This is a genomic window from Actinosynnema sp. NPDC023587 (assembly GCF_040640215.1).
GTDB lineage: Bacteria > Actinomycetota > Actinomycetes > Mycobacteriales > Pseudonocardiaceae > Actinosynnema.
In genome coordinates, this window is sequence record NZ_JBFABG010000001.1 from 998,289 (window position 1) to 1,019,760 (window position 21,472).

The 21,472-nt window shown below is 73.1% G+C and carries 24 protein-coding genes; 14 read left to right on the top strand and 10 right to left on the bottom strand.

Features of this window, described 5'->3' with window-relative positions; genetic code table 11:
- Positions 1 to 40: 40 nt before the first annotated feature.
- Entirely contained in the window at positions 41 to 1,144 is a 1,104-nt protein-coding gene (locus tag AB0G01_RS04985; RefSeq protein ID WP_360939760.1) for an FAD-binding oxidoreductase, read from the bottom strand.
- Between the two features lie 494 nt (positions 1,145 to 1,638).
- The gene (locus AB0G01_RS04990; RefSeq protein WP_360939762.1) at positions 1,639 to 2,019 is read right to left on the bottom strand and encodes a VOC family protein; all 381 of its coding nucleotides are present in this window, start codon (positions 2,017 to 2,019) and stop codon (positions 1,639 to 1,641) included.
- 236 nt (positions 2,020 to 2,255) lie between these two features.
- Here AB0G01_RS04990 and clpB point away from each other — a divergent pair, with 236 nt between their 5' ends.
- The 6 genes from clpB to AB0G01_RS05020 all read left to right on the top strand — a co-directional run bounded on the left by clpB (position 2,256) and on the right by AB0G01_RS05020 (position 8,376).
- Positions 2,256 to 4,838 (top strand): ATP-dependent chaperone ClpB, encoded by a 2,583-nt coding sequence (clpB, locus tag AB0G01_RS04995; protein WP_360939764.1) that lies wholly within the window; start codon positions 2,256 to 2,258, stop codon positions 4,836 to 4,838.
- Between the two features lie 200 nt (positions 4,839 to 5,038).
- Positions 5,039 to 5,734, top strand: coding sequence for a hypothetical protein (locus tag AB0G01_RS05000; protein WP_360939766.1), 696 nt, complete (start codon positions 5,039 to 5,041; stop codon positions 5,732 to 5,734).
- The gene (locus AB0G01_RS05005; RefSeq protein ID WP_360939768.1) at positions 5,731 to 6,510 is read left to right on the top strand and encodes an SDR family oxidoreductase; all 780 of its coding nucleotides are present in this window, start codon (positions 5,731 to 5,733) and stop codon (positions 6,508 to 6,510) included. Before AB0G01_RS05000 ends, AB0G01_RS05005 begins: the two co-directional genes overlap by 4 nt.
- 149 nt (positions 6,511 to 6,659) lie before the next feature.
- Positions 6,660 to 7,013, top strand: a complete 354-nt coding sequence (locus AB0G01_RS05010; protein WP_360939770.1) for a hypothetical protein — start codon at positions 6,660 to 6,662, stop codon at positions 7,011 to 7,013.
- Positions 7,010 to 7,948: a hypothetical protein gene (locus AB0G01_RS05015; RefSeq protein ID WP_360939772.1), complete on the top strand. Its 939-nt coding sequence runs from the start codon at positions 7,010 to 7,012 to the stop codon at positions 7,946 to 7,948. The genes AB0G01_RS05010 and AB0G01_RS05015 overlap by 4 nt, the downstream gene beginning before the upstream one ends.
- Positions 7,945 to 8,376: a hypothetical protein gene (locus AB0G01_RS05020; protein ID WP_360939774.1), complete on the top strand. Its 432-nt coding sequence runs from the start codon at positions 7,945 to 7,947 to the stop codon at positions 8,374 to 8,376. Before AB0G01_RS05015 ends, AB0G01_RS05020 begins: the two co-directional genes overlap by 4 nt.
- An 18-nt stretch (positions 8,377 to 8,394) precedes the next feature.
- Here the strand turns inward: AB0G01_RS05020 and AB0G01_RS05025 are convergent, their stop codons facing one another.
- On the bottom strand, positions 8,395 to 8,961 hold the full coding sequence (locus AB0G01_RS05025; RefSeq protein ID WP_360939776.1) for a hypothetical protein: 567 nt from the start codon (positions 8,959 to 8,961) through the stop codon (positions 8,395 to 8,397).
- Between the two features lie 53 nt (positions 8,962 to 9,014).
- On the opposite strand from AB0G01_RS05025, the gene pyrE reads away from it, so the two are divergent.
- From pyrE to AB0G01_RS05050, 5 genes are all read left to right on the top strand, one after another.
- A complete protein-coding gene (pyrE, locus tag AB0G01_RS05030; protein ID WP_360939882.1) occupies positions 9,015 to 9,569 on the top strand; it encodes an orotate phosphoribosyltransferase in 555 nt (184 codons plus the stop codon).
- Position 9,570: 1 nt separating this feature from the next.
- Positions 9,571 to 10,260 carry a hypothetical protein gene (locus AB0G01_RS05035; RefSeq protein WP_360939778.1) on the top strand — a complete coding sequence of 230 codons (690 nt, stop codon included), beginning with the start codon at positions 9,571 to 9,573 and terminating at the stop codon, positions 10,258 to 10,260.
- Positions 10,261 to 10,324: 64 nt separating this feature from the next.
- Positions 10,325 to 10,702 (top strand): DUF2784 domain-containing protein, encoded by a 378-nt coding sequence (locus AB0G01_RS05040; RefSeq protein ID WP_360939780.1) that lies wholly within the window; start codon positions 10,325 to 10,327, stop codon positions 10,700 to 10,702.
- A 124-nt stretch (positions 10,703 to 10,826) separates the two neighbouring features.
- The gene (locus AB0G01_RS05045; RefSeq protein WP_360939782.1) at positions 10,827 to 11,522 is read left to right on the top strand and encodes an RNA methyltransferase; all 696 of its coding nucleotides are present in this window, start codon (positions 10,827 to 10,829) and stop codon (positions 11,520 to 11,522) included.
- Between the two features lie 25 nt (positions 11,523 to 11,547).
- Positions 11,548 to 12,633 (top strand): glycoside hydrolase family 76 protein, encoded by a 1,086-nt coding sequence (locus AB0G01_RS05050; RefSeq protein ID WP_360939784.1) that lies wholly within the window; start codon positions 11,548 to 11,550, stop codon positions 12,631 to 12,633.
- On the opposite strand, the gene AB0G01_RS05055 is transcribed toward AB0G01_RS05050, so the two are convergent.
- The gene (locus AB0G01_RS05055) at positions 12,614 to 13,384 is read right to left on the bottom strand and encodes a TIM barrel protein (protein ID WP_360939786.1); all 771 of its coding nucleotides are present in this window, start codon (positions 13,382 to 13,384) and stop codon (positions 12,614 to 12,616) included. The two genes, AB0G01_RS05050 and AB0G01_RS05055, sit on opposite strands and share 20 nt — an antisense overlap.
- 12 nt (positions 13,385 to 13,396) lie before the next feature.
- Entirely contained in the window at positions 13,397 to 14,353 is a 957-nt protein-coding gene (locus tag AB0G01_RS05060) for a LacI family DNA-binding transcriptional regulator (protein WP_360939788.1), read from the bottom strand.
- Positions 14,354 to 14,415: 62 nt separating this feature from the next.
- Between AB0G01_RS05060 and AB0G01_RS05065 the strand changes: the two genes are divergently transcribed.
- Positions 14,416 to 15,252, top strand: coding sequence for a PfkB family carbohydrate kinase (locus AB0G01_RS05065; RefSeq protein ID WP_360939790.1), 837 nt, complete (start codon positions 14,416 to 14,418; stop codon positions 15,250 to 15,252).
- Positions 15,249 to 15,869 carry a nucleoside/nucleotide kinase family protein gene (locus tag AB0G01_RS05070; RefSeq protein ID WP_360939792.1) on the top strand — a complete coding sequence of 207 codons (621 nt, stop codon included), beginning with the start codon at positions 15,249 to 15,251 and terminating at the stop codon, positions 15,867 to 15,869. Before AB0G01_RS05065 ends, AB0G01_RS05070 begins: the two co-directional genes overlap by 4 nt.
- Before the next feature lie 38 nt (positions 15,870 to 15,907).
- Here the strand turns inward: AB0G01_RS05070 and AB0G01_RS05075 are convergent, their stop codons facing one another.
- Entirely contained in the window at positions 15,908 to 16,549 is a 642-nt protein-coding gene (locus AB0G01_RS05075; protein WP_360939884.1) for a DedA family protein, read from the bottom strand.
- Between the two features lie 213 nt (positions 16,550 to 16,762).
- Here AB0G01_RS05075 and AB0G01_RS05080 point away from each other — a divergent pair, with 213 nt between their 5' ends.
- Complete coding sequence (locus AB0G01_RS05080; protein WP_360939794.1) at positions 16,763 to 18,145, top strand: FAD-linked oxidase C-terminal domain-containing protein; 1,383 nt, start codon at positions 16,763 to 16,765, stop codon at positions 18,143 to 18,145.
- Positions 18,146 to 18,172: 27 nt separating this feature from the next.
- On the opposite strand, the gene AB0G01_RS05085 is transcribed toward AB0G01_RS05080, so the two are convergent.
- Genes AB0G01_RS05085 through AB0G01_RS05100 form a run of 4 tightly spaced genes read right to left on the bottom strand, consistent with a single transcriptional unit; the run spans position 18,173 to position 21,142 of the window.
- Positions 18,173 to 18,886 (bottom strand): VTT domain-containing protein, encoded by a 714-nt coding sequence (locus AB0G01_RS05085; protein WP_360939796.1) that lies wholly within the window; start codon positions 18,884 to 18,886, stop codon positions 18,173 to 18,175.
- A gap of 9 nt (positions 18,887 to 18,895) precedes the next feature.
- Positions 18,896 to 19,099, bottom strand: a complete 204-nt coding sequence (locus tag AB0G01_RS05090) for a hypothetical protein (RefSeq protein WP_360939798.1) — start codon at positions 19,097 to 19,099, stop codon at positions 18,896 to 18,898.
- A 4-nt stretch (positions 19,100 to 19,103) separates the two neighbouring features.
- Positions 19,104 to 20,255 (bottom strand): N-acetylglucosamine-6-phosphate deacetylase, encoded by a 1,152-nt coding sequence (nagA, locus tag AB0G01_RS05095; protein ID WP_360939800.1) that lies wholly within the window; start codon positions 20,253 to 20,255, stop codon positions 19,104 to 19,106.
- The gene (locus AB0G01_RS05100; protein ID WP_360939802.1) at positions 20,252 to 21,142 is read right to left on the bottom strand and encodes an ROK family protein; all 891 of its coding nucleotides are present in this window, start codon (positions 21,140 to 21,142) and stop codon (positions 20,252 to 20,254) included. Before AB0G01_RS05100 ends, nagA begins: the two co-directional genes overlap by 4 nt.
- Positions 21,143 to 21,472: the final 330 nt, after the last annotated feature.

Consider the following 21,472-nt stretch of genomic DNA (forward strand, 5'->3'; position numbering starts at 1 on the left):
CCGCCCGCCACCGGCCCGCACGCCGGTCGGCGGAACCGCGTCAGTCCAGGGTGAACGGGTCGTACTTGATCCGGTCCAACGGCGTGCCGGCGACGAGCATCCGGGACACGGTGGCGCGGATCATCGCCGGCGAGCCGCAGACCAGCACGTCGCGCTCCTCCCACGCCCCGTAGCGGGTGACGACGTCGGCCAGGGTGCCCTGCTCGACGCCGCGCGCACCGGGGTCGGACTCCAGCACCGGCACGACGGTCAGCCACGGGTTGGTCGTCGCGAACCGCCGGAGGTTGTCCAGGTCGTACAGGTCCTCGCGGGTGCGACCGCCGACGAACAGGTGCACGCGGGGGTTCTCGCCCCACCGCGCCATCTCGTCGACGATCGCGTGCATCGGCGCGACGCCCGTGCCGCCGGCCACCATCAGCACGTCGTGACCGGCCTTCCGGTCGACGTGCAGGCGGCCCATCGGCGGCCCGATGCGCCACACGTCGCCCTGCTGGGTGTGCCCGACGACGGACCGGCTGACCCAGCCGCCCTCGACGGACCGGACGTGGAACTCGATGATGCCGTCGTCGCGCGGGGCGTTGGCGGGCGAGAAGTACCGCCACATCCGGGCCCGCTGCGGGGTCTCGACGCTCACGTACTGGCCGGCGCGGTACCCGATCGGGTGATCCGGCTGGAGTCGCACGACCGCCAGGTCCCAGCTCACCCGCTGGTGCTCCAGCACGGTCGCGTGCCAGTAGGCGGGACCGTCGTCGGCCGCCGCAGCCTCCTGCATGGCGCGCGCCATGATCGTGTACGCCTCGGCCCAGGCCATCTCGACCTGCGGCGTCCAGGTGGTGCCGGCGAACTTCTTCACGGCCGCGAGCAGCGCCGTGCCGACCGACTCGTAGTGGACGTTGACCACGCCGAACTTCCGGTGGTCGCGGCCCAACTGGCGCAGGAACGGGATCAGGTCGTCCGGGCGGTCCACCATCTGCACGACGTGGACCAGGGCCCGCAGCAGCCTGCTCCGCTGCACCTGCATGTTCGCGGGGAACATCTCACGGGTGGCCGGCGCGAGGCTGAACAGCATTCCGTAGAAGAACTTCGCGACTTCCTCGGAGCGCGGCTCCACGACCGCGAAGCTCTCCCGGATCATCCGCACCATCGCGGTGACACCCGGAGGAGGTTCTCGGTGAGGAGGGCTCGGGAAGGGGCTCAACACAGCGTTCGCAGTCATGGTCCGGGCGCAGTCTCCACGTTTCTGGCGGCACCAGCAAGGCGCTACGTCCTCGTCAAGCTTCCATCCCCGACGAGAGGAGGCTAACCCGTCAACTGCGCGGTTGACTCCTTGATGCCACCTTCGAGTGCACTGGGGTTACGCATTGTCACCATACGCTCCGACCATCGGATGAACCTGCCCGACGAGGTGTACCGGGTTCGCCGATTATCCCGCACGCGGCGGCGATGAGCTCGTGGAGCTGGGTTTTCCGGGCCGGTGCCCGCGCCGGCCGGTGGTGCGAGGCGGGCGTCTCACCCGGCCGGCGGCTGGTCATCCGCACCACTGCGGTGGGCCGCGATCACCTGTGGATTCACACCTGGGGATTGTGGACAACTGCCCCCGTGGTGTGGACAACCGAGTGCGACATGTGGGTGACCGGGTCAGGAGCCGGCGGCCCGTTCGGCTGCGCTGCGTTCCACGCAGAACTCGTTGCCCTCCGGATCGGCCAGCACGACCCAGCCGGTGCCGTCCGGGCGGCGCTGGTCGTCCACCTGGGTGGCCCCGAGGCCGAGCAGCCGCTCGACCTCGTCGTCCCGCGTGGAATCGGGCTGGAGGTCCAGGTGGACCCGGTTCTTGACCGCCTTGCCCCCCGGTACCCGGATGAAGAGCAGGCTCGGACCGGCCGGCAGTTCGACCAGCGCCTCCTCGTCCCCCGGCGCGTCGTCGGCGGAGACCGGCCGGCCGGTGACCCGGCTCCAGAACGTCGCCAGGGCGTAGGGGTCGAGGCAGTCGACGGTGATGTGGTGCACGAGTGAGCTCATGGCACGGATGGTGGCCCTCCGCAGGCGCGCCCGCACCGGGTTTTCCGGGGTGTGGTCCGGCGTCGCGGTCGTGTCACGCACGGTAGGACCTCGCGTCGGCCGAGGTCGGGCGTGGCCCACGACACACCGGATCGGCCGGGTTGAGCGGAACTGACTCAACTTTTCTGACGTTGAGCGGGATGGCGGCCGGTTTGCCAGGCTGGCCCCAGGCAGGGAACCACCGACCGAGGTGAGGAATGGACGCTTTCAACCCGACCACGAAGACGCAACAGGCCGTGTCGGCCGCGGTGCAGGCCGCGACGATCGCGGGCAACCCCGACGTGACCTCGGTCCACCTCCTCGGCGCGCTCCTCGCCCAGGGTGACGGTCTGACCGCGCCACTGCTGTCCGCCGTCGGCGCGGACCCCCGACGCGTGCACCAGGAACTCGAACAGCTCGCCCGCGCCCTCCCGGCGGCCAGCGGCTCCTCGGTGTCCGCACCCCAGCTCTCCCGCGACGCCGTCCGGGTGCTGGGCAAGGCCCAGGAGCTCGCCACCTCGATGGGCGACGAGTACGTCTCCACCGAGCACCTGCTGGTGGGCCTCGCCCAGCACGGCGGCCAGGTCGCCGACCTGCTCGGCGGGCACGGCGCGACCCCGGACGCGCTCAAGGAGGCGTTCGGCAAGGTTCGCGGTTCCGCCCGGGTCACCAGCCCCGACCCGGAGGGCACCTACAAGGCGCTGGAGAAGTTCGGCGTCGACCTCACCCAACGCGCGCGCAAGGGCGAGCTCGACCCGGTGATCGGCCGCAACACCGAGATCCGCCGGGTCGTCCAGGTGCTGTCCCGCCGCACCAAGAACAACCCGGTGCTGATCGGCGAGCCCGGCGTCGGCAAGACCGCGATCGTGGAGGGCCTGGCCCAGCGGATCATCGCGGGCGACGTCCCGGAGTCGCTGCGCGGCAAGCGCGTGGTCGCGCTCGACCTGGGCGCGATGGTGGCCGGCGCGAAGTACCGCGGCGAGTTCGAGGAGCGGCTCAAGGCCGTGCTCAAGGAGATCACCGATTCGGCCGGCCAGGTCATCACCTTCATCGACGAGCTGCACACCATCGTCGGCGCGGGCGCGACCGGCGAGTCCGCGATGGACGCGGGCAACATGATCAAGCCCATGCTCGCCCGCGGCGAGCTGCGGATGGTCGGCGCGACCACCCTGGACGAGTACCGCGAGCACATCGAGAAGGACGCCGCCCTGGAGCGGCGCTTCCAGCAGGTGCTGGTGGGCGAGCCGTCCGTGGCGGACACGATCGGCATCCTGCGCGGCCTCAAGGACCGCTACGAGGTGCACCACGGCGTGCGCATCACCGACGCCGCGCTGGTCGCCGCCGCCACGCTGTCCGACCGCTACATCACCGCCCGGTTCCTGCCGGACAAGGCCATCGACCTGGTGGACGAGTCGGCGTCCCGGCTGCGCATGGAGATCGACTCCCGCCCGGTCGAGATCGACGAGGTCGAGCGCGCCGTGCGCCGGCTGGAGATCGAGGAGATGGCGCTGGCCAAGGAGTCCGACGCGGCCTCCCGCGAGCGGCTGGCCGCGCTGCGCGCCGAACTGGCCGAGCAGCGCGAGGACCTGTCCGCGCTGACCGCCCGCTGGCAGAACGAGAAGGGCTCCATCGAGAAGGTCCGCGACCTCAAGGAGCAGTTGGAGCAGTTGCGCGGCGAGTCCGAGCGGGCCGAGCGCGACGGTGACCTCGGCCGGGCCGCCGAGCTGCGCTACGGCCGCATCCCGGCGTTGGAGAAGGAGCTGGAGGAGGCGACCCGCAGCACGCAGGACGCCGCCGTGATGCTCAAGGAGGAGGTCGGCCCGGACGACGTCGCGGACGTGGTCAGCGCGTGGACCGGCATCCCCGCCGGCCGCCTGCTGGAGGGCGAGACGGCCAAGCTGCTGCGCATGGAGGACGAGCTCGGCAAGCGGGTCGTCGGCCAGGAGGAAGCGGTGCGGGTGGTGTCCGACGCGGTGCGCCGGACCCGGGCCGGCGTCGCCGACCCGGACCGCCCGACGGGCAGCTTCCTGTTCCTCGGCCCGACCGGCGTCGGCAAGACCGAGCTGGCCAAGGCGCTGGCCGAGTTCCTGTTCGACGACGAGCGGGCGATGATCCGCATCGACATGTCCGAGTACTCGGAGAAGCACTCCGTCGCCCGGCTGGTCGGCGCGCCGCCCGGCTACGTCGGCTACGACCAGGGCGGCCAGCTCACCGAGAGCGTCCGCCGCCGGCCGTACAGCGTGGTGCTGCTCGACGAGGTGGAAAAAGCTCACCCGGACGTGTTCGACGTGCTGCTCCAGGTCCTGGACGACGGTCGGCTGACCGACGGCCAGGGGCGCACGGTCGACTTCCGCAACACGATCCTGGTGCTCACCTCGAACCTGGGGTCGCACGTCATCGCGGACGCCAACCTCGACGAGCGGCAGCGCACCGACGCGGTGATGTCGGTGGTGCGGTCCCACTTCAAGCCGGAGTTCCTCAACCGGCTGGACGACGTGGTCGTGTTCCGGTCGCTGGCCACCGAGGAGCTGACCTCGATCGTGGACATCCAGGTCAACCGGCTGGCCGAGCGGCTGGCGCAGCGCCGGCTGACGCTGGAGGTCACGCCGAGCGCCCGCGACTGGCTGGCCATCAACGGGTTCGACCCGGTCTACGGCGCGCGCCCGCTGCGGCGGCTGATCCAGTCCTCCATCGGCGACCAGCTCGCCAAGGAGCTGCTGGCCGGCGAGGTGCGCGACGGCGACGCGGTCCGGGTCGACGTGCTGGACGACCAGTCCGGGCTGATCGTCGGGAGGCTCTGAGCGCGGTGCACCCGTCCCGGACCGCCCCGCGCGGTCCGGGACGAGCCGTGACCTGGGACGACCCCGGCCGGCCCGGTTCGTCGGCGGCGGACCGGGAGAGCGGGGGCGGGCGGCGTCCCGGGTAACGGGTTGGGCCGATCATGCGAACGAGCCGTCAAGTGATCTTCGTTTGCCGGCCGCAGCCCGCTACCCTCGCACTCGTGGGTATACCGGCGTGGGTCTGGTTCACCGTCGCCGCGGTCGCGGGCGTGGCGGGGTTCGCTCTGCTGGCGACCGACCGGGCGCAGCGAACCGCGCGTAACCGCGAACGGCGTCGGTGGGCGGCGTTGCGCGGGTGGCAGTTCGAGGAGTCCGACCACGTGCTGCCCACGCGCTGGGTCAGCGGCGCGATCGCGTACTACGGCACCGGCGTGGCAAAGGACGTGGTGGCGGGCTCGACCTTCACCGCGGACGGCCGCCGCCAGGTCTACGTGCTCGACCACGAGACGAGCGGCAAGGTCAACTCGGTGCTGGTCGGCGTGCGCTGCCGGCGCGCGATCAGCGTGGTCGTGGAGCTGTGGCTGCCCAGCGTCCCGTTCCAGCGCGACCAGATGCCCGACCTGCTCGGCCCGGTGGGCTCGCGGTACGCGTTCGTCAGCGAGCTGCCCGCCGCCCGCAAGCTCATCACCCCGGACCTGGTCGACGCCGCCGAGGAGATCGGCGCGGACGTCACCGTGGTCTGGCTGGAGGACGACTGGGTGCTGGCGGCGGCACCGCCGAACTCCACCCCCGCCCGCCTGGAACGCCTGCTGCGCGACCTCGGGGAGCTGGCCGACGTGGTCGACCCGTTCGACGCCGACCCGGACGCCGAGACCGGCGGCGAGGTCCACCGCCCGCAGTTCGGCCGCAAGCCGTGACCCCGCCGCTCGCCCTCGTCACCGGTGCCACCGCGGGCATCGGGGCCGCGTTCGCCCGCCGGCTCGCCGCCGAGGGCCACGACCTGGTGCTGGTCGCGCGGACCGAGGACCGGCTGGAGGCCGAGGCCGAGCGCCTGCGGTCCCGGCACGGGGTCCGGGTCGAGGTGCTGCCCGCCGACCTGGCCACCGCCGAGGACCGGCTCGCGGTCGAGGAGGTCCTGGCCGACCGGCCGTTCGACCTGCTGGTCAACAACGCGGGCTTCGCCATCTCGGGCGAGTTCTTCGCCGCCGACGCCGCCGCGCTCCAGGGCCAGCTCGACGTGAACGTGACCAGCGTGCTCCGGCTGACCCGGGCGGTGCTGCCGGGCATGGTCGCGCGCGGCCGGGGCGACGTGGTCAACGTGTCCAGCGTGGCGGGTTTCCTGCCGGGGCGCGGCTCGACGTACAGCGCGGACAAGGCGTGGGTGACGGCGTTCTCGGAGGGCATGGCCCAGGCCACCGCCGGCACCGGCGTCCGCGTGCTGGCCCTGTGCCCGGGTTTCGTGCGCACCGAGTTCCACGCCCGCGCGCGGATCGACATGACGACGACCCCCGAGTTCCTCTGGCTCGACGCCGACCGCCTGGTGCACGCCTGCCTGGCCGACCTCCGCGCCGGCCGCCAGTTGTCGATCCCGGGCACCCAGTACAAGGCGATCGTGGCGTTCGCCAAGCTCATCCCCCGCCCCCTGCTGCGCCGCCTCGCCGCCCGCGCGGCAGGTGCCCGGAACCGCACCTGAGCGGTGTCCCGGCGTCCTCGGCCGAAGGCGAGTGCTCTTCACAGTCCAGGCGAATCAGGACCGTTCGGAGGTTTGATCACTCGAACGAGGGAACCTGGGCGGTGTCCGGCCCGTCCCACTCCCCGACGTGGAGGAGGAGGGATCCGCCCATGGGTGAAGGCTTCAAGGTCGAGCCTGCGGAGTTGCACGGGTACGGCGAGCTGCTGACCCGCAACGCGCAGCACTTCCAGACCATCAAGGACCACGCGGTCACCAAGGGCGGTGACACCTCCGGTTTCACCGGCCTGCTCACGCTGTTGCAGCCCGTCGTCACCGGGGTCGCCGCCCTGTACGGCGAGACGCTGGACTTCGCCGAGCAGATGATGACCAAGGAGGCCGAGGGGCTCGCCAAGGCCGCCGACATGTACGCCCGGGGCGACGAGCTGGCGATGAGCGTCCTCGACCGGGTGCTGGCCCAGCTCGCCGAGGCCGCGCAGGCACCGGTGCTCGGAGGTGGCCGGTGACCGGGTACGCCGACGTCGAGGACCCGACGGTCGCGCTGCGGGCCGCCGCCGAGGACCGGCCCGGCCGGCAGACGACCAAGGAGCTGATCGAGAAGGCCGGCTGGAAGATCCAGGGCGTCAACTGGATCTACCAGAAGGTCACCGGCGAGGACCTGGTCCAGTCGCTGATCAGCCCCCTGCTCGGCGACTTCGAGAAGATCGACGCCAACGCCAACGCGTGGGACCAGGTCGCCAAGGCGCTCGACTCCGTCCGGCACAACGTCGGGCAGGGCGTCGAGCAGCTCGCGCCGCACTGGGACGGCGACGCCGCGCAGGCGTTCGAGCTCCGGATGAACACCATGTGGGTGCTCGCCATCGAGGCGGACTCGCAGGTGGCCCGGATCATCGGCAACAAGTTCCAGTCCATGGCCTCGACCTGCCGCACCGCGACCGGCCTGGCGCTGACCCTGCTGGACAAGCTGGTCACCAAGCTGATGGAAGCCGTCCTGATGGCACCCATCCCGGTCGTCGGCTGGGGCCGCGCGGTGTGGATGGTCTACGACGCCATCCAGATCGTGGACGCCATCCGCAAGATCATCCTGTCCATCCAGACGATCATCGAGGGCGTCCAGGGGATGGTCGACGGGATCATCGCCATGGGCACCGCGCTGGCCAAGCTGAAGGACGTGCGGGACGTCAACGACCTGCTCGACGTCGTGGACGGCGTGCAGGACGGCAAGCAGAAGTTCGACAACGGCAAGTCCGCCGTGAAGTCGGGCGCGTTCAGCCTCGCGCTGGACGGGTACGGGCTCAAGAGCGCGGTCGGCGGCACCGGGCGGTACACCGCCGGGGCCGGTGGCAGCGGCGGCGGGACCGGCGGTGGCGGAACGGGTGGTGGCGGTGGCGCTCCGGCTCCCGCTCCCGCGTCCGGCGGTACCGGCGGGGGTGCGCCGTGACGTTCCCCTACGACCGGGCCCGGCTGGACGCGCTGGTCGCCGACGTCGACGCGCGGATGGCCGCCGCCGAGCGGACCTCCCGCGAGGCCGTCCAGGTGCAGATGCGGTCCAAGGGGCTGTCCGAGGCGGACTACGCGGAGATCTCGCGGTTCGCCAACAGCGCCGCCGCGCCGCGCGAGCTGCGCGACCTCGCCCGCCGGATCGACGCGGGCGAGATGACCTGGCAGGACATCGCGTCCGGCGAGCGCGCCGGCGACGAGAGCGTGCAGCGCGCGTTGCAGTCGGGCGTGCCGGAGCTCCAGCGCGCCTACAACGCGATCCAGGAGGGCGACGACCCGGAGGACGTCGTCGCGGCCGGTCAGCCGCGCCGGGCCCGCCGGGGCGATGACGACGACGAGCCGGGTCGCTTCACCCAGGACGCCTGGTAGGGGCGGCGCGGTCCGGGATCAGGCGGCGGGGAGGTCGAACCCGCCGCCGCCCGTGTGGGCGGTGCCCTTGCCGCGCACCACGTCGAACGCCAGCCCGACCGCGATCGCGAGCGTCCGCACGGGCTCGGGCGTCCCGGGGCGCAGGTGCAGCACGTCCCGGCGCACCCGCCTGCCGTCGCGCTTGGCGATCGCACCCCGGGTGAACCCGGCGGCGTCGCCGAAGTAGCAGATCCGCCCGCCGGAGGGGTCGAGCAGGGCGAAGTGGGTGTGGCTCTCCCGGTGCAGCGCGCCGACCGGCGTGCCGTCCGGGCGGGACACCTGGACCGGTGGCCGGCCGGGGCCCTTGCGGATCAGCAGCAGCGGCTGCCCGTGGTGCGACACGACCAGGTCGAACGTCGTCCGGCCGGAGAAACCCGTGGTGCGCAGGAGCTTCCGCACCGGGCCGAGTCCCCGTCGGTCGGTCGCGGCGGCGACCGGGACGTCGTGCCCGGTGTAGGCCCGCACCTGGTAGCGGGTGCCGAAGAGGTGCCGGCCGGGGCCCCAGGGCTGCTCGATGATCAGCGTGTCGGTGCCGAACAGGTTCACGGTGTGCCAGCCTACGGGCGCGTATGACAGTCTTGGGACCCGTGCGAGCAGAAGTGGTTCTGGACTCCGGTGCGAAGGCCGAACTGGCCCGGCTGGTGAGCGAGTTGGCCGTGGTGCACGGCAAGGTGACGCTGTCCTCGGGTGCCGAGGCCGACTACTACATCGACCTGCGCCGGGCGACGCTGCACCACGCCGCCGCCCCGCTGATCGGCAGGCTGCTGCGGCAGCTCACCGCCGACTGGGACTACGTCGCGGCCGGCGGGCTGACCCTCGGCGCGGACCCGGTGGCGTGCGCGATGATGCACGCCGCCGCCTCGGCCGGTGACGTGCTCGACGCGTTCGTCGTGCGCAAAGCCGCCAAGCAGCACGGGATGCAGCGGCGGATCGAGGGCATCGAGGTCGCCGGGCAGCGCGTGCTGGCCGTCGAGGACACCTCCACGACCGGCGGCAGCGTGCTGACCGCCGTCGAGGCGCTGCGCGAGGCGGGCGCGACCGTCGTCGGCGTGGCCACGGTGGTGGACCGCGGCACCGTCGCCCGCGAGGTGATCGAGGCGCAGGGGCTGCCCTACCGCTACCTCCTCGACCTCGCCGATCTCGGCCTGGCCTGAGATGACGGGCCTCGTCCTGCTACTGGTGATCGTGGCGATCCTCGGTGTGGGTGTCGCCGTGGGGTTGGCGCGCCGCAAGCGCAACCCGTTCACGGACCGGCGTTTCGTGAACGAGTGGGAGCAGCGGATGCGCGCCCTCGAAGCCGGTCTGGGGTGGCGGTTCGTCGCCGAGGACCAGGGCTTCCAGGAACGCGTGCCCCAGATCGGCCGGATGCTGGAGGCCGACCGCAGCAGGGTGAGGTTCCAGCTCGTCGGCCACTGGCGCGGGGTGCCCGTGCTGGCGGTCGAAGTGGTGCTGCGCGCGGACCACGTGGCGACGTCGGAGTACCGCGCGTACTCCGTCGTCGTCGTGCCCCGGCCGATGCCGGGGCCGTGGGTGCTGATCAGCCCCCGCACCGACAGCGTGTGGGGGCTGTTCGAGCAGTTCGTGGCGACCGGCGACCCGGCGTTCGACGCCCGGTACGAGGTGCGCCGCAAGAACCCGGCGTTCGCGACCGCGCTGCTGGGCACCGGCCTGCCCCAGGCGCTGCTCCAGGACCCGCGCGCGAACGGCGTGGCGATCGCGTTCGACGAGCACACCCTCGCCGCCGCGGTGCCCGGCCCGCTGCTCCAGGCCCCGCTCGGGCACCTGGCGGACCTGCTGCTCGACGTCGCCTCCCGGGTCCCGTGGCAGGCGCTGCCGCGCGGGTGACCCCGGCCGGCGCGCCGCGCGCGTCGCGGTCGTCCGCCCTACCCTGGGAACCAGGGAGGTCGCTGTGGTCGCGCTGGCACTCGCCGAACTGGTCGTGGTCCTCCACTTCGGGGCGCTGCTCTTCCTGGTGGTGGGCGGCTTCCTCGCGTGGCACCTGCCCCGCCTGATCTACCCGCACCTGGCGATGGCGTCGTGGGGCGTGCTGGTCGTGGCGTTCCCGCTGGACTGCCCGCTGACCTGGCTGGAGAACACCTTCCGCACCGCCGCCGGGCAGCCGGAACTGACCGGCGGCTTCATCGACACCTACCTCGACGGCGTGCTCTACCCGGAGTCGGCGGCCCCCGCCGTCCAGCTCGCGGTGGCGCTGACCGTGGTCGGTTCCTGGGTCGGCTACGGCCTGAAGCGGCGGACCTCGCCCCGGAGCACCGAGACCTGCCGCTGAGGCGGACCGGCGGCCGGCCGCACCCGTCCGGGTCGTGCGCGGGTCGCGCCACCCCGTTCGCGGCCGGTTCTCCCGCCCCCCCCCGGTGACTACACTCTGCCCGCCCTGCGATGCGAGGAGCGGTGTGGACGAAGAGGTCGTGCTGGAGGGGTTCCACGCGGTCAAGCACGCGTTGCGGTTCGGGGCGGTGGTGGAGCCGCTGGTCGTGCTGGACCGGGACGCGGCGGTCGCGTTCGCCCGGACGCACGCGCCCGACCTGGTCGAGGCGTTCGGGCGGGCGGTCGAGGTCGACGCGGCCGGGTTCGCGCGGGTCGCCGGACGCCCGCACCCGACCGGCGTGGCCGGCGTGGCGGCGCGGCCGGTGGTGGACTGGGCGGCGGTCGTGCCGTCGTCGCCGCTGGTGCTGCTGGACAACCCCCGCAACCTGGGCAACTTCGGTGCGGTGGTCCGCGTGTCGGCCGGTCTGGGCGCGCGCGGGGTGGTGTCGATCGGCACCGTCGACCCGTGGCACCCCACCGTCGTGCGGGGCAGCGCCGGGCTGCACTTCGCGCTGCCGGTGGCGCGCTTGGCCGGACCGGGCGAGCTGCCGGGCGAGGTGATCGCGTTCGACGCGGACGGCGAGGACCTGCGCGGGGCCCACCTCCCCGACGACGCCGTGCTGGCGTTCGGCTCCGAGCGGCACGGCCTGTCCGACGCGGTCCGGGAGCGCGCCGACCGGGTGGTGTCGCTGCCCATGCGCCCGAAGGTGTCCAGCTACAACCTGACCACGAGCGTGGCGATGGCGTTGTACCACTGGGACCTCTTCCGGCGAGCTTCTTGACCGGTCCAGTGCGCAAGCTGGTCGGGTGACGACGCCCAAGCTGCTCGCCGCCCGCGCGGGCGTGGCCGAACGTGCTGTCGAGTCGCGCCACCTGCGCCGGGTCTGGGGGCTGCCGGGCACCGTCCTGGGTACCGCCGGGTGGCCGGTGGACTGGCCGGGCCGCGCGCACCTCCGGTTCAACTACTGGTGGCAGGCGCACCTGCTGGACTGCCTCCTGGACGCCCAGCTCCGCTCGCCGGGCGCGACCCGGCTGAAGCTGATCCGCCGCCTGGTCCGCGGCATCCGGGTGCGGAACGTCGTGAGCTGGACCAACGACTTCTACGACGACGTCGCCTGGCTCGGCCTCGCCCTCCAGCGCGCCGAGCGGGCCGGGGTGGGCAAGCCGCACGCGGTGGACGCGATCGCCCGCCGGCTGCGATCCGGCTGGACCGATCACGGCGGCGGCGGGATCTGGTGGAAGCGCGGCGACGACTTCAAGAACGTCCCGGCGAACGGGCCCGCCGCGATCTTCTTCGCGCGGCTCGCGGACACCGGCGGCGAGCGGGAGGACCGGACCCGCGCGCGGTCCGTCGTGGACTGGCTGGAGGACTGCCTGCGGGACGGGGACACCGGCCTGTTCTGGGACGGCCTGCACGTGCACCCGGACGGCTCGGTGCGCGAGATCGAGAAGAACTTCTACACCTACTGCCAGGGCGTGGTGCTCGGCGCGTGCGTGGAACTCGGTGCGCCGTACGAGGACCTCGCCGCGAGCGTGATCACCGCCGTCGACAAGCACCTCGCCGTGGACGGGGTCCTGCGCGGGCACGGCGGCGGTGACGGCGGGCTGTTCGGCGGCATCCTGGCGCGCTACCTCGCGCAAGCCGCCCTCCGGCTGGACCGCCCGGAGGCGGACAAGGCCGCCGACCTCGTGTTCCGGTCGGCGGAAGCGTTGTGGGACAACAGGTCCATGGCGGTCAGCGGCCCGCTGTTCGGTCCGGAGTGGACGGAGCCCGCCGGCAAGGCCGCCGGCGACCGGCCGGAGCGCGACCTGTCCGTCCAGCTCGGGGGGTGGATGGCGCTGGAAGCCGCCGCCCTGCTGGAGCGCGAGGAGGTCACCCCGCCGCGGCGTTGACCCACGACAGCAGCACGGCCGCGTCCTCCCGGAACCGCTCCGGCGAGTCGTCGGCCACGAACTCCAGCAGCACGTGCCGGTCCACGCCGTCGCGCGCCAGCTCGGCCAGCACCGGCCGCCACAGGTCCGCCCGCGCGGCCAGCGGGAGCCGGTCCCGCCCGCCGCCCGCGCCCCACGAGAAGACGTGCGCCGTGGTGAGCCTGGGCAGCAGGGTCCGGACCTCCTCGACCGCGCTCGCCGCGTCCTGCCCGCCGCGCGGCTGCCAGTACGGCACCACCGACCCGTGCCCGACCTCCGCGTGCAGCCGGTTCGCCGACTCCAGCGTGTCGGTCAACGTGCCGCGGTGGTGCTCCAGCGCGATCCGGATGCCGTAGTCCTCGGCGAACCGCGCCGCGTCCCGGATCGCCGACACCACGCGGGACCGCTGCCCGGCGGACGTCCCGGCGGACCCGGCGGTCCCGGCCCACACCCGGATGCGGGGCGCGCCCAGCTCGGTCGCCACGGCCACCGCGGCGGGCCACTCGACGGGGTCCGTCACGCCGGCCCGGTAGTACGAGCCGTACGCCGACACGCTCAGCCCGGCGTCCGCGCAGCGGTCCCGCGCGTCCCGCGCCCCCGCCAGGTCGTGCACCGGCACGTGCACGTCACCGGCCCACTCGACGGTCCACAACCCGCACGACCGCGCCAGGTCGACCACCCGGGGGACGGAGAGCGCGCGGAAGGTCACCGAAGCCAGGCCGGGTACCAGCACCGCCCCACCGTACTAGTGACAACCGCAGGATCGGCGGTGTTTCAGCACCGGCGGCAGCCGGATCGTCTCCGGCGCGCGCGCCGGGTCGGAGATCCGGGCCAGCAGCAGCCGCACCGCGGTCCGGCCGATCTCCTCCACCGGCTGCGCCATGGTGGTCAGCGGCGGGTCGACCAGCTCGGCCCACTCCACCTCGTCGTACGCGACCAGCGCCAGGTCCGTCCCGATCCGCACGCCGCGCGCGCGGGCCGTCCGCAGCACGTCCACCAGCACCTGGTGGTCGCCGACCACGACCGCCGTGGCCCGGCCCAGCAGCGGCTCCAGCCCGCCCGCCACCAGCTCCTCGTCCCACGGCAGCCCGGCGCGACCCAGCCCGAGCCGGTAGCCGAGCACCCGCTCGTCGGTGGTGGCCAGCCCCGGCGTGCCGGTGACCAGCCCGATCCGCCGGTGGCCCAGCTCCGCGAGGTGCCGCGCCAGGGTGGACGTGGCCTGCACGTTCTCCGGTCCCACCTGGTCGAGGTCCTGCGCCACGGTCAACCGGTCCACCAGCACCGTCGGCACGCCCAGCCGGCGCAGCTCGGGCAGCGCCGCCGAACCCGAGGTGGGCGTCAGCAGCACCCCGTCGACCCGGCGCGACCGCAGCATCCGCACCGCCGCCTGCTCCGACGCCGCGTCGCCGCGGGTGTCGATCAGCACCAGCGAGTACCCGGCGCGGGTCGCCTCGCTCTCGATCGCCGCGATCAGCTCCGCGAAGTAGGGGTGCGACACCAGCGACACGGCCAGGCCCAGCGACTTCGTGCCGCCGGTGACCAGCGAGCGGGCGATCGCGTCCCCCGTGTACCCGGTCTGGTCGATCGCCTTCAGGACCCGGTCCCTGGTGTCCGACGCGACCGACCTGGTCTCGTTGATCACGTGTGAGACCGTGGTGATGGAGACGCCGGCCAGCGCGGCGACCTCCTTCATGGTGACCATGGACACGTCCCCGTTCGGCCTTGCGCAAGCGATTGCGGGCGACGATACCGGCTCGGAGGTGCATGGGCGTGGTGACGGTGCTGTGCGTGGGTCTGACCACGGTGGACGTGACCCAGCAGGTGGCGGAATTCCCCCTGCCGGGGCAGAAGGCGCAGTCGTCGGCCGTCCACTCGGCACCCGGCGGACCCGCCGCGAACGCCGCGCGCGCCGTGGCCGCGCTCGGGCACCGGGCCGTGCTGCTCACCGCGCTGGGCGACGGGCTGGGCGGGTTCGCGCGCGGCCTGCTGGACGGCGTCGAGGTGCACGACCTCGGACCCGGCGGGCCGGCGCTGAGCATGGTCGTGGTGCGCGAGCGCGACGGCGAGCGGATCGTGGTGTCCCGCAACTCGGCCACCTTCGAGCAGACGGTCGCGGTGGACCCCGGGCTGGTCGCGCGGTCCGACGTGGTCCTGGTCGACGGCCACCTGGGCCCCGTCGCGCTGGAGGCCGCCCGCCTGGCGGGACGCTCCGGCGTGCCGGTGGTGCTGGACGCGGGTAGCTGGAAACCTGTGCTGGACGACCTGCTGCCCCTCGTGGACGTCGCCGCGTGCTCGGCCACCTTCGCGCTGTCCGAGTCCGCCGTGCACGCGCGCGGCGTGCCGCTGGTGCTCCGCACGCACGGGGCCGGGCCCGTCACCTGGTCGCACGACGGCGTGACCGGCGCGGAACCGGTGCCGCCGGTGCCCGACGTGCGGGACACCAATGGCGCGGGCGACGTGTGGCACGGGGCGTTGGCGGTCGCGGTCGCGCGCGGCCTGCCGGTGGTCGAAGCGGTGCGGTGGGCGAACGCGGTCGCCGCCGTGCGGGTGCGGCACGCGGCGTGGGAGTGGGTGGAGGGGTTGGCGCGGTGGCGGGGGTGAGGTTCGACGAGCTGGTCGACCGGGCGCGGCGGCTGGCCGACTCCGGCGAGCGCCGGCTGCTCGGCATCGGCGGCGCGCCCGGGTCCGGCAAGTCGACGCTCGCGCGGCGGCTGGTCGAGGCCCTGGACGGCGCGGCGGCCCTGGTCGGCATGGACGGCTTCCACCTGGCGCAGCGCGAGCTGGAGCGGCTGGGCATCGCCGACCGCAAGGGCGCGCCGGACACCTTCGACACCGCCGGCTACGCGGACCTGCTGGCCCGGCTCAAGGCGCGCGGGCCGGACGTGGTCTACGCGCCGGAGTTCCGCCGGGAGATCGAGGAGCCGGTGGCGTGCGCGGTACCCGTGCCGCCGGAGGTGCCGCTGGTCGTGACCGAGGGCAACTACCTGCTGGTGCGGCACGACAAGTGGCAGCGCGTGCGGACCGTGCTGGACGAGGCCTGGTTCCTGGGGATCGACGAGGACCTGCGGGTGGCCCGGCTGATCGACCGGCACGTCCGGTACGGGCGCTCGGTGGAGGAGGCGCGCGACCGCGTGCTCCACGGCACCGACCACGTCAACGCGCTGCTGGTGAACGCCTCGAAGTCCGCCGCCGACCTGCTGATCACCGACGTGCTCTAGCGCGTGCGTCGAAGGTGGGTCGACCGGCGGCGCGCCGGTCAGCCGCTCGGGGTGGTGAGCTCTTCCTCCACCGGCCTGCGCATCTCCTGCCGGTAGCGGACCAGGCCGTAGGCGGTGCCGATCACGAAGAACGCCACGCTCAGGACCACCGCCACCGTCTGGAGCCACGGGATCGAGGTCAGCAGCCCCGCGCCGTAGTAGCCGGCCAGCACCAGCGTCGGCACCCACGCGAGCGCGCCGATCGTGGTGGCCAGCATGAACCGGCGGGGGTCCATCCGGGCCGCGCCGGCGAGCAGCGGGGCCAGCGTGCGCACCCACGGGATCCACCGGGCCAGCACGATCGCCCAGAAGCCCCGGCGGTCCAGGAAGTCGCGGGCCTTGGCCAGGTTCTCGGTGTTGAGCACCTTGCCGCCGCGCCGGGCGAGCAGTCTCGTCCCGGTGTGCCTGCCGACGTAGTAGCCGATCTGGTTGCCGACCACGGCCACGATCATCGCGGCGATCGACAGCAGCCACGCGCTCAGCTCGCCGTCGTGCTGGGCGAGCACCACGCCCGCCGCGAACAGCAGCGAGTCGCCGGGCAGGAACAGGCCGAAGATGAACGCGCACTCGAAGAAGACGAAGCTCAGCGTGATGAGCCACACGGCCAACGGGCCTGCGGTCTCCAGCGGGGACCACGCCATGATTTCGGACGTTGCGGACAGCACCACGCTGCCACCCTACGTGGACGAGTGCGCTCCACATGACGTTCCCGGGCGAACGGTTGTCGAAAGCTCGGAGATCGGGACCCCGCGCCCCGGCGATCGGTACCGCTGCGTGGGTGACCGGGCACAGCGGGTGGTGGTTCCCGCTCGCGCGCTCTCGATCGGCCGGAGTGCGGGAGTTAGCGTGTGGGTATGTCCTTGCTCACAGAACTGCGCGCGGCCCTCGGGTCCGCCGGAGTGCTGACGGACGCCGACGTCACGGCCTCCTACCAGCGCGACATGATGCCGCTCGCGCCGCACGGGCAGCCGTTGGCCGTGGTGCTGCCCACGTGCGCGGAGGAGGTCCAGGCGGTGGTGCGGGCGTGCTCGGCCGCCGGGGTGCCGATCGTGCCGCGCGGTGCGGGGAGCGGGCTGTCCGGCGCGGCCAACGCGATCGAGGGCTGCGTGGTGCTGGTCACCACGAAGATGGACGTCATCGTCGAGATCGACGCGGACAACCGGCTGGCCGTGGTCGAGCCGGGTGTGGTGAACCTCGACCTGCGCGGCGCGGTGGAGAAGCACGGGCTGTTCTACCCGCCGGACCCCTCCAGCTACGACTGGTGCACGATCGGCGGCAACCTGGCCACCAACGCGGGCGGGCTGTGCTGCGTGAAGTACGGCGTGACCACGGACTCGGTGCTCGGCCTGGAGGTCGTGCTGGCCTCCGGCGAGCTGCTCAGGACCGGCCGGCGGACCGTGAAGGGCGTCGCCGGGTACGACCTGGCCCGGTTGTTCGTGGGCAGCGAGGGCACGCTCGGCGTGATCACCAGGGCCACCCTCGCCCTGCGCCCGCTGCCGCAGGCCCCGTGGACGCTGGTCGCCACGTTCGACCGCACCGCCGCCGCCGGTGCGGCCGTGTCGCGGGTCGTGCGCGAGGGGGTGGTGCCGTCGCTGATGGAGATCATGGACCGGACCTCCATCAAGGCCGTCGAGGAGTACCTGAAGACCGACCTGGACGCCGACGAGGCGCTGCTGATCTGCCAGTCCGACGCCGGCGGCGAGGTGGCCCGGCGCGAGCTGGCGACCGTCGAGCAGGTCTGCGCGGACTCCGGCGCGACCCTCACCCACGTCACCGACGACCTGGCGGAGGGCCGTGACCTGCTGGTCGCCCGCCGGTCCGTGCTGACCGCGCTGGAGGTCTACGGGGCGTGGCTGACCGACGACGTGTGCGTGCCCCGGACGAAGATCGTCGACCTGATCGTGGGCTGCGAGCGGATCAGCGCCGAGGTGGGGTTGCGGATCGCGGTCACGGGCCACGCCGGCGACGGCAACATGCACCCGACGGTCGTGTACGACCCGACCTCGGAGGACGAATTCGCCCGCGCCCGCAAGGCGTTCGACGACGTCCTGGAGCTCGGGCTGGCGCTCGGCGGCACGGTGACCGGCGAGCACGGCATCGGCAAGGTCAAGCAGGAGTGGCTGGCCAGGGAGATCGGCCCGGTCGGCCTGCGGGTCCACCGCGAGATCAAGAGGGCGCTGGACCCGGGGAACCTGTTCAACCCGGGCTCGATGTTCAGCGCCCCGCCCGGGGGATGACGGCCGGGGCGCGAGTTCGGCCGGGCGTCAGTCGATGCGCTTGAACTGCTGGGTGATGTCGTCGGCCTCCTGCGCGAGGAGCGTCTTCTTCTCCCGCCGGGCCTTGATGACCTCGATGATGATCGGCACGATCGAGATCAGCACGATCAGGATCAGCATCATCTCGATGTTGTCGCGCACGAACGGGATCTGGCCGAGGAAGTAGCCCAGCACGGTCAGCCCGGCCGCCCACGCGATGCCGCCGATGAACGAGTACGTGAAGTACTTGCGCGCGTCCATCCGGCCCACGCCCGCCATCGCGGTGATGAACGTCCGCACGATCGGCACGAACCGGGCCATCACGATCGCCCGCGCGCCGTACTTCTCGAAGAAGCCGTGCGTCTTCTCGACGTACTCCTTCTTGAAGATCTTCGACTCCGGCTTGCTGAACAGCGCCGGTCCGGCGCGGTGGCCGATCCAGTACCCCACCACGTTGCCGAGCATGGCGCACGCGGTGAGCAGCAGGCACACCAGCCACAGCGGGTAGTCGAGCAGCCCGTTGGCCACGAACAGCCCCGCCGTGAACAGCAGCGAGTCGCCGGGCAGGAAGAAGCCGACCAGCAAGCCGCACTCGGCGAAGATGATGAAGCACAGGCCGACCAGCATGTACGGCCCGAGTCCTTCGAGCAGCTTCTGCGGGTCCAGCCACTCCGGGCCGAGGGCGAGCGAGGAGGAGGCGATCGAGGCCGTCACCCGAACCACGGTACAGGCTTAACGCAGGGTGATCACCGCCACGACCGTTCCGGCGGCCAGGCCCAGGAGCACGGCGATCATCAGCACCCAGCCCGCGCCCAGCGCCGGTCGGACCGGCCTGGACGGGGAGCCGGGCACCACGGGCGGGACGGGCAGTCCGCCGGTGCCGGTGGCCTGCGCGCGCAGCGCGTCGGCCACCAGCCGCTCCTGGTCGTCGGGCACCCGGTCAGTCTTTCACCCAGGCACCCCGGCTCATCACCTCGCGCGGTTTGAACTCGGCGTCGAGCACCACGAGGTCCGCCGCCAGACCGGCCCGGATCTCGCCGGCGTCGACGCCCAGCAGTTGCGCGGGACGGGTCGACGCGGCGTGCACCGCCTCCCGGACGCTCAGCCCGCAGGACGTGATGGCGTTGCGGAAGGCCGTGTCCATGGTGAGCGTGCTGCCGGCCAGCGACGCGCCGCCCGCGAGCGTCGGCACGCCGTCCACGACGCGGACCTCCAGACCGCCCACGTCGTACACGCCGTCGCCCACGCCCGCCGCCGCGATGGCGTCGGTGATCAGCACGGTCCGGCCGACGCCGGCGTGCCGCGCGGCCAGCCGCACGGTGGTCGGGTGCAGGTGCACCAGGTCGCAGATCAGCTCCACGGTGACCCGCTCGTCGTCCAGCAGCGCGCCGATCGGACCCGGCTCCCGGTGGTGCAGCGGGCGCATCCCGTTGAACAGGTGCGTCGCCACCCTCGCTCCGGCCTCCACGGCGGGCCGGATCTGGGCTTCGGTCGCGTCCGTGTGGCCGATGGCGGCCAGGACATCGTTGTCGACCAGCCGGCGCACGGCGTCGACACCGTGCTCCAGCTCGGGGGCGACGGTCACCATCCGGACCGTGCCCCGGCCCGCTCTGAGCAGCCGGTCGACCGAGTCGGGGTCGGGCGGGCGCAGGATGGCGGGGTCGTGCGCGCCGCAGCGGGCGGCGGACAGGAACGGGCCTTCGAGGTGGATGCCCTGCACGACGCCGTCCTGCACCAGCTCGGCCAGCGTGCTCACCTGGTCGGCCAGCTCCGGGATCGGGCGGGACACCAGGCTGGCGAGCAGCGTCGTCGTGCCGTGCCGGCGGTGCGCGGCGGCGGCCTTGCGCACCCGTTCCGGATCGGCGTTCGTGAACGCCTCGCCACCACCACCGTGGCAGTGGATGTCGACGAAGCCCGGCACCAGCCAGTCCCCGTCCAGGTCGGTGGTCGGGCCGTCCGGCGGAGCCCCCTCACCGACCGCGACGATGCGGCCGTCGCGCACCGCCACCCAGCCCCGGTCGAGCACCCCGTCGGGCGTGACGACCCGACCACCGGTCAGGGTCACGTCCACCGGTCCACCCCACGTGCTCATCTCTCCTCCAGCATGTCGATGGCCAGCAGCGCGGCCCCGAGGCACCCGGCCTCGTCGCCCAGCGCCGCCAGCCGCAGTTCCGGACGCCGCTGGAAGGTGATCAACCCGTCCAGCCGGTCCCGCAACGGGTCCACCAGCAGCGGGCCGGCCAGTGCGAGTCCACCGCCCAGCACCACCGCCTCGGGCCCCAGCAGAGCCGCTACCAGCAGGATGCCCCGGGCGAGGGCGTCGACCGCCTCCTGCCACACGGTCACCGCGTCCGGGTCGCCCGCTCGGACCAGCCGGGCCACGTCCGCCGCGCCGTTGACCGGGTTGCCGGTCCGCTCGGCGTACCGGCGGGCGATGGCCGCCGACGAGGCCCGCGCCTCGACGCACCCCGTCTGGCCGCAGCCGCACGGGTCGCCGTGCCCGACGTCGACGTGCCCGATCTCGCCGACGCTGCCGTCGCCCCGGTAGATCCGGCCGTCCAGGACGAGGGCCGCCGCGATGCCGGTGCCGATCGGCATGATCGTGGCGTTCTGGAGGCCCCGGGCGTTCCCGATGCGCAGTTCGGCGAGCCCTCCGGCCCGCACGTCGTGCCCGAACGCGGTCTTCAGCCCGGTGCGGGCCTCGACCTCCTTGACGAAGGGGTAGTCCTGCCACCCGAGGTTGGCGGAGTAGACCCCGATGCCGGCGTCCTCGTCCACGACGCCCGGCACCACCAGTCCCACGGCCTCGACGTCGCCGCCCGCGCGCAGTTCCTCGACCAACGAGGTCACCTGGTCCACCACGCCCTCGGCGTCGCGGATCGTCGCCCGCCGCCGTTGCCGGACCGCCCGGACGTCACAGCCCGTCCCGGTCACCAGGGCAGCTTTGGTCTCCGTACCGCCGACATCGACGGCTATCACGTGTCTAGTGCGCGCCACGAGGACCGATAGTGCGGCATCCAACCGCCATTGGTCTATACCAAGTGCCCGATTCCCCCACCCGGTACACGTCCGCCCGCCCATCGCACCCACTTGACGGGCACCCGCCGCCACTCGGGAGCACACATGGGGCCCGATCCGTCCGGTGGGCGGACACCCCGACCGAGCCGGACCGGCCGAACCGGGACGGGGTCCCGGGCACGCGAAAAGGCGCGCGCACCCGGGCAGCGGCGAGGCGTTCTACACCTGCTCGGACGTGATCCTCGGCTGATTCGACGGTACCGGCCTTCGGTGTCCACAGTGGACCCGGGA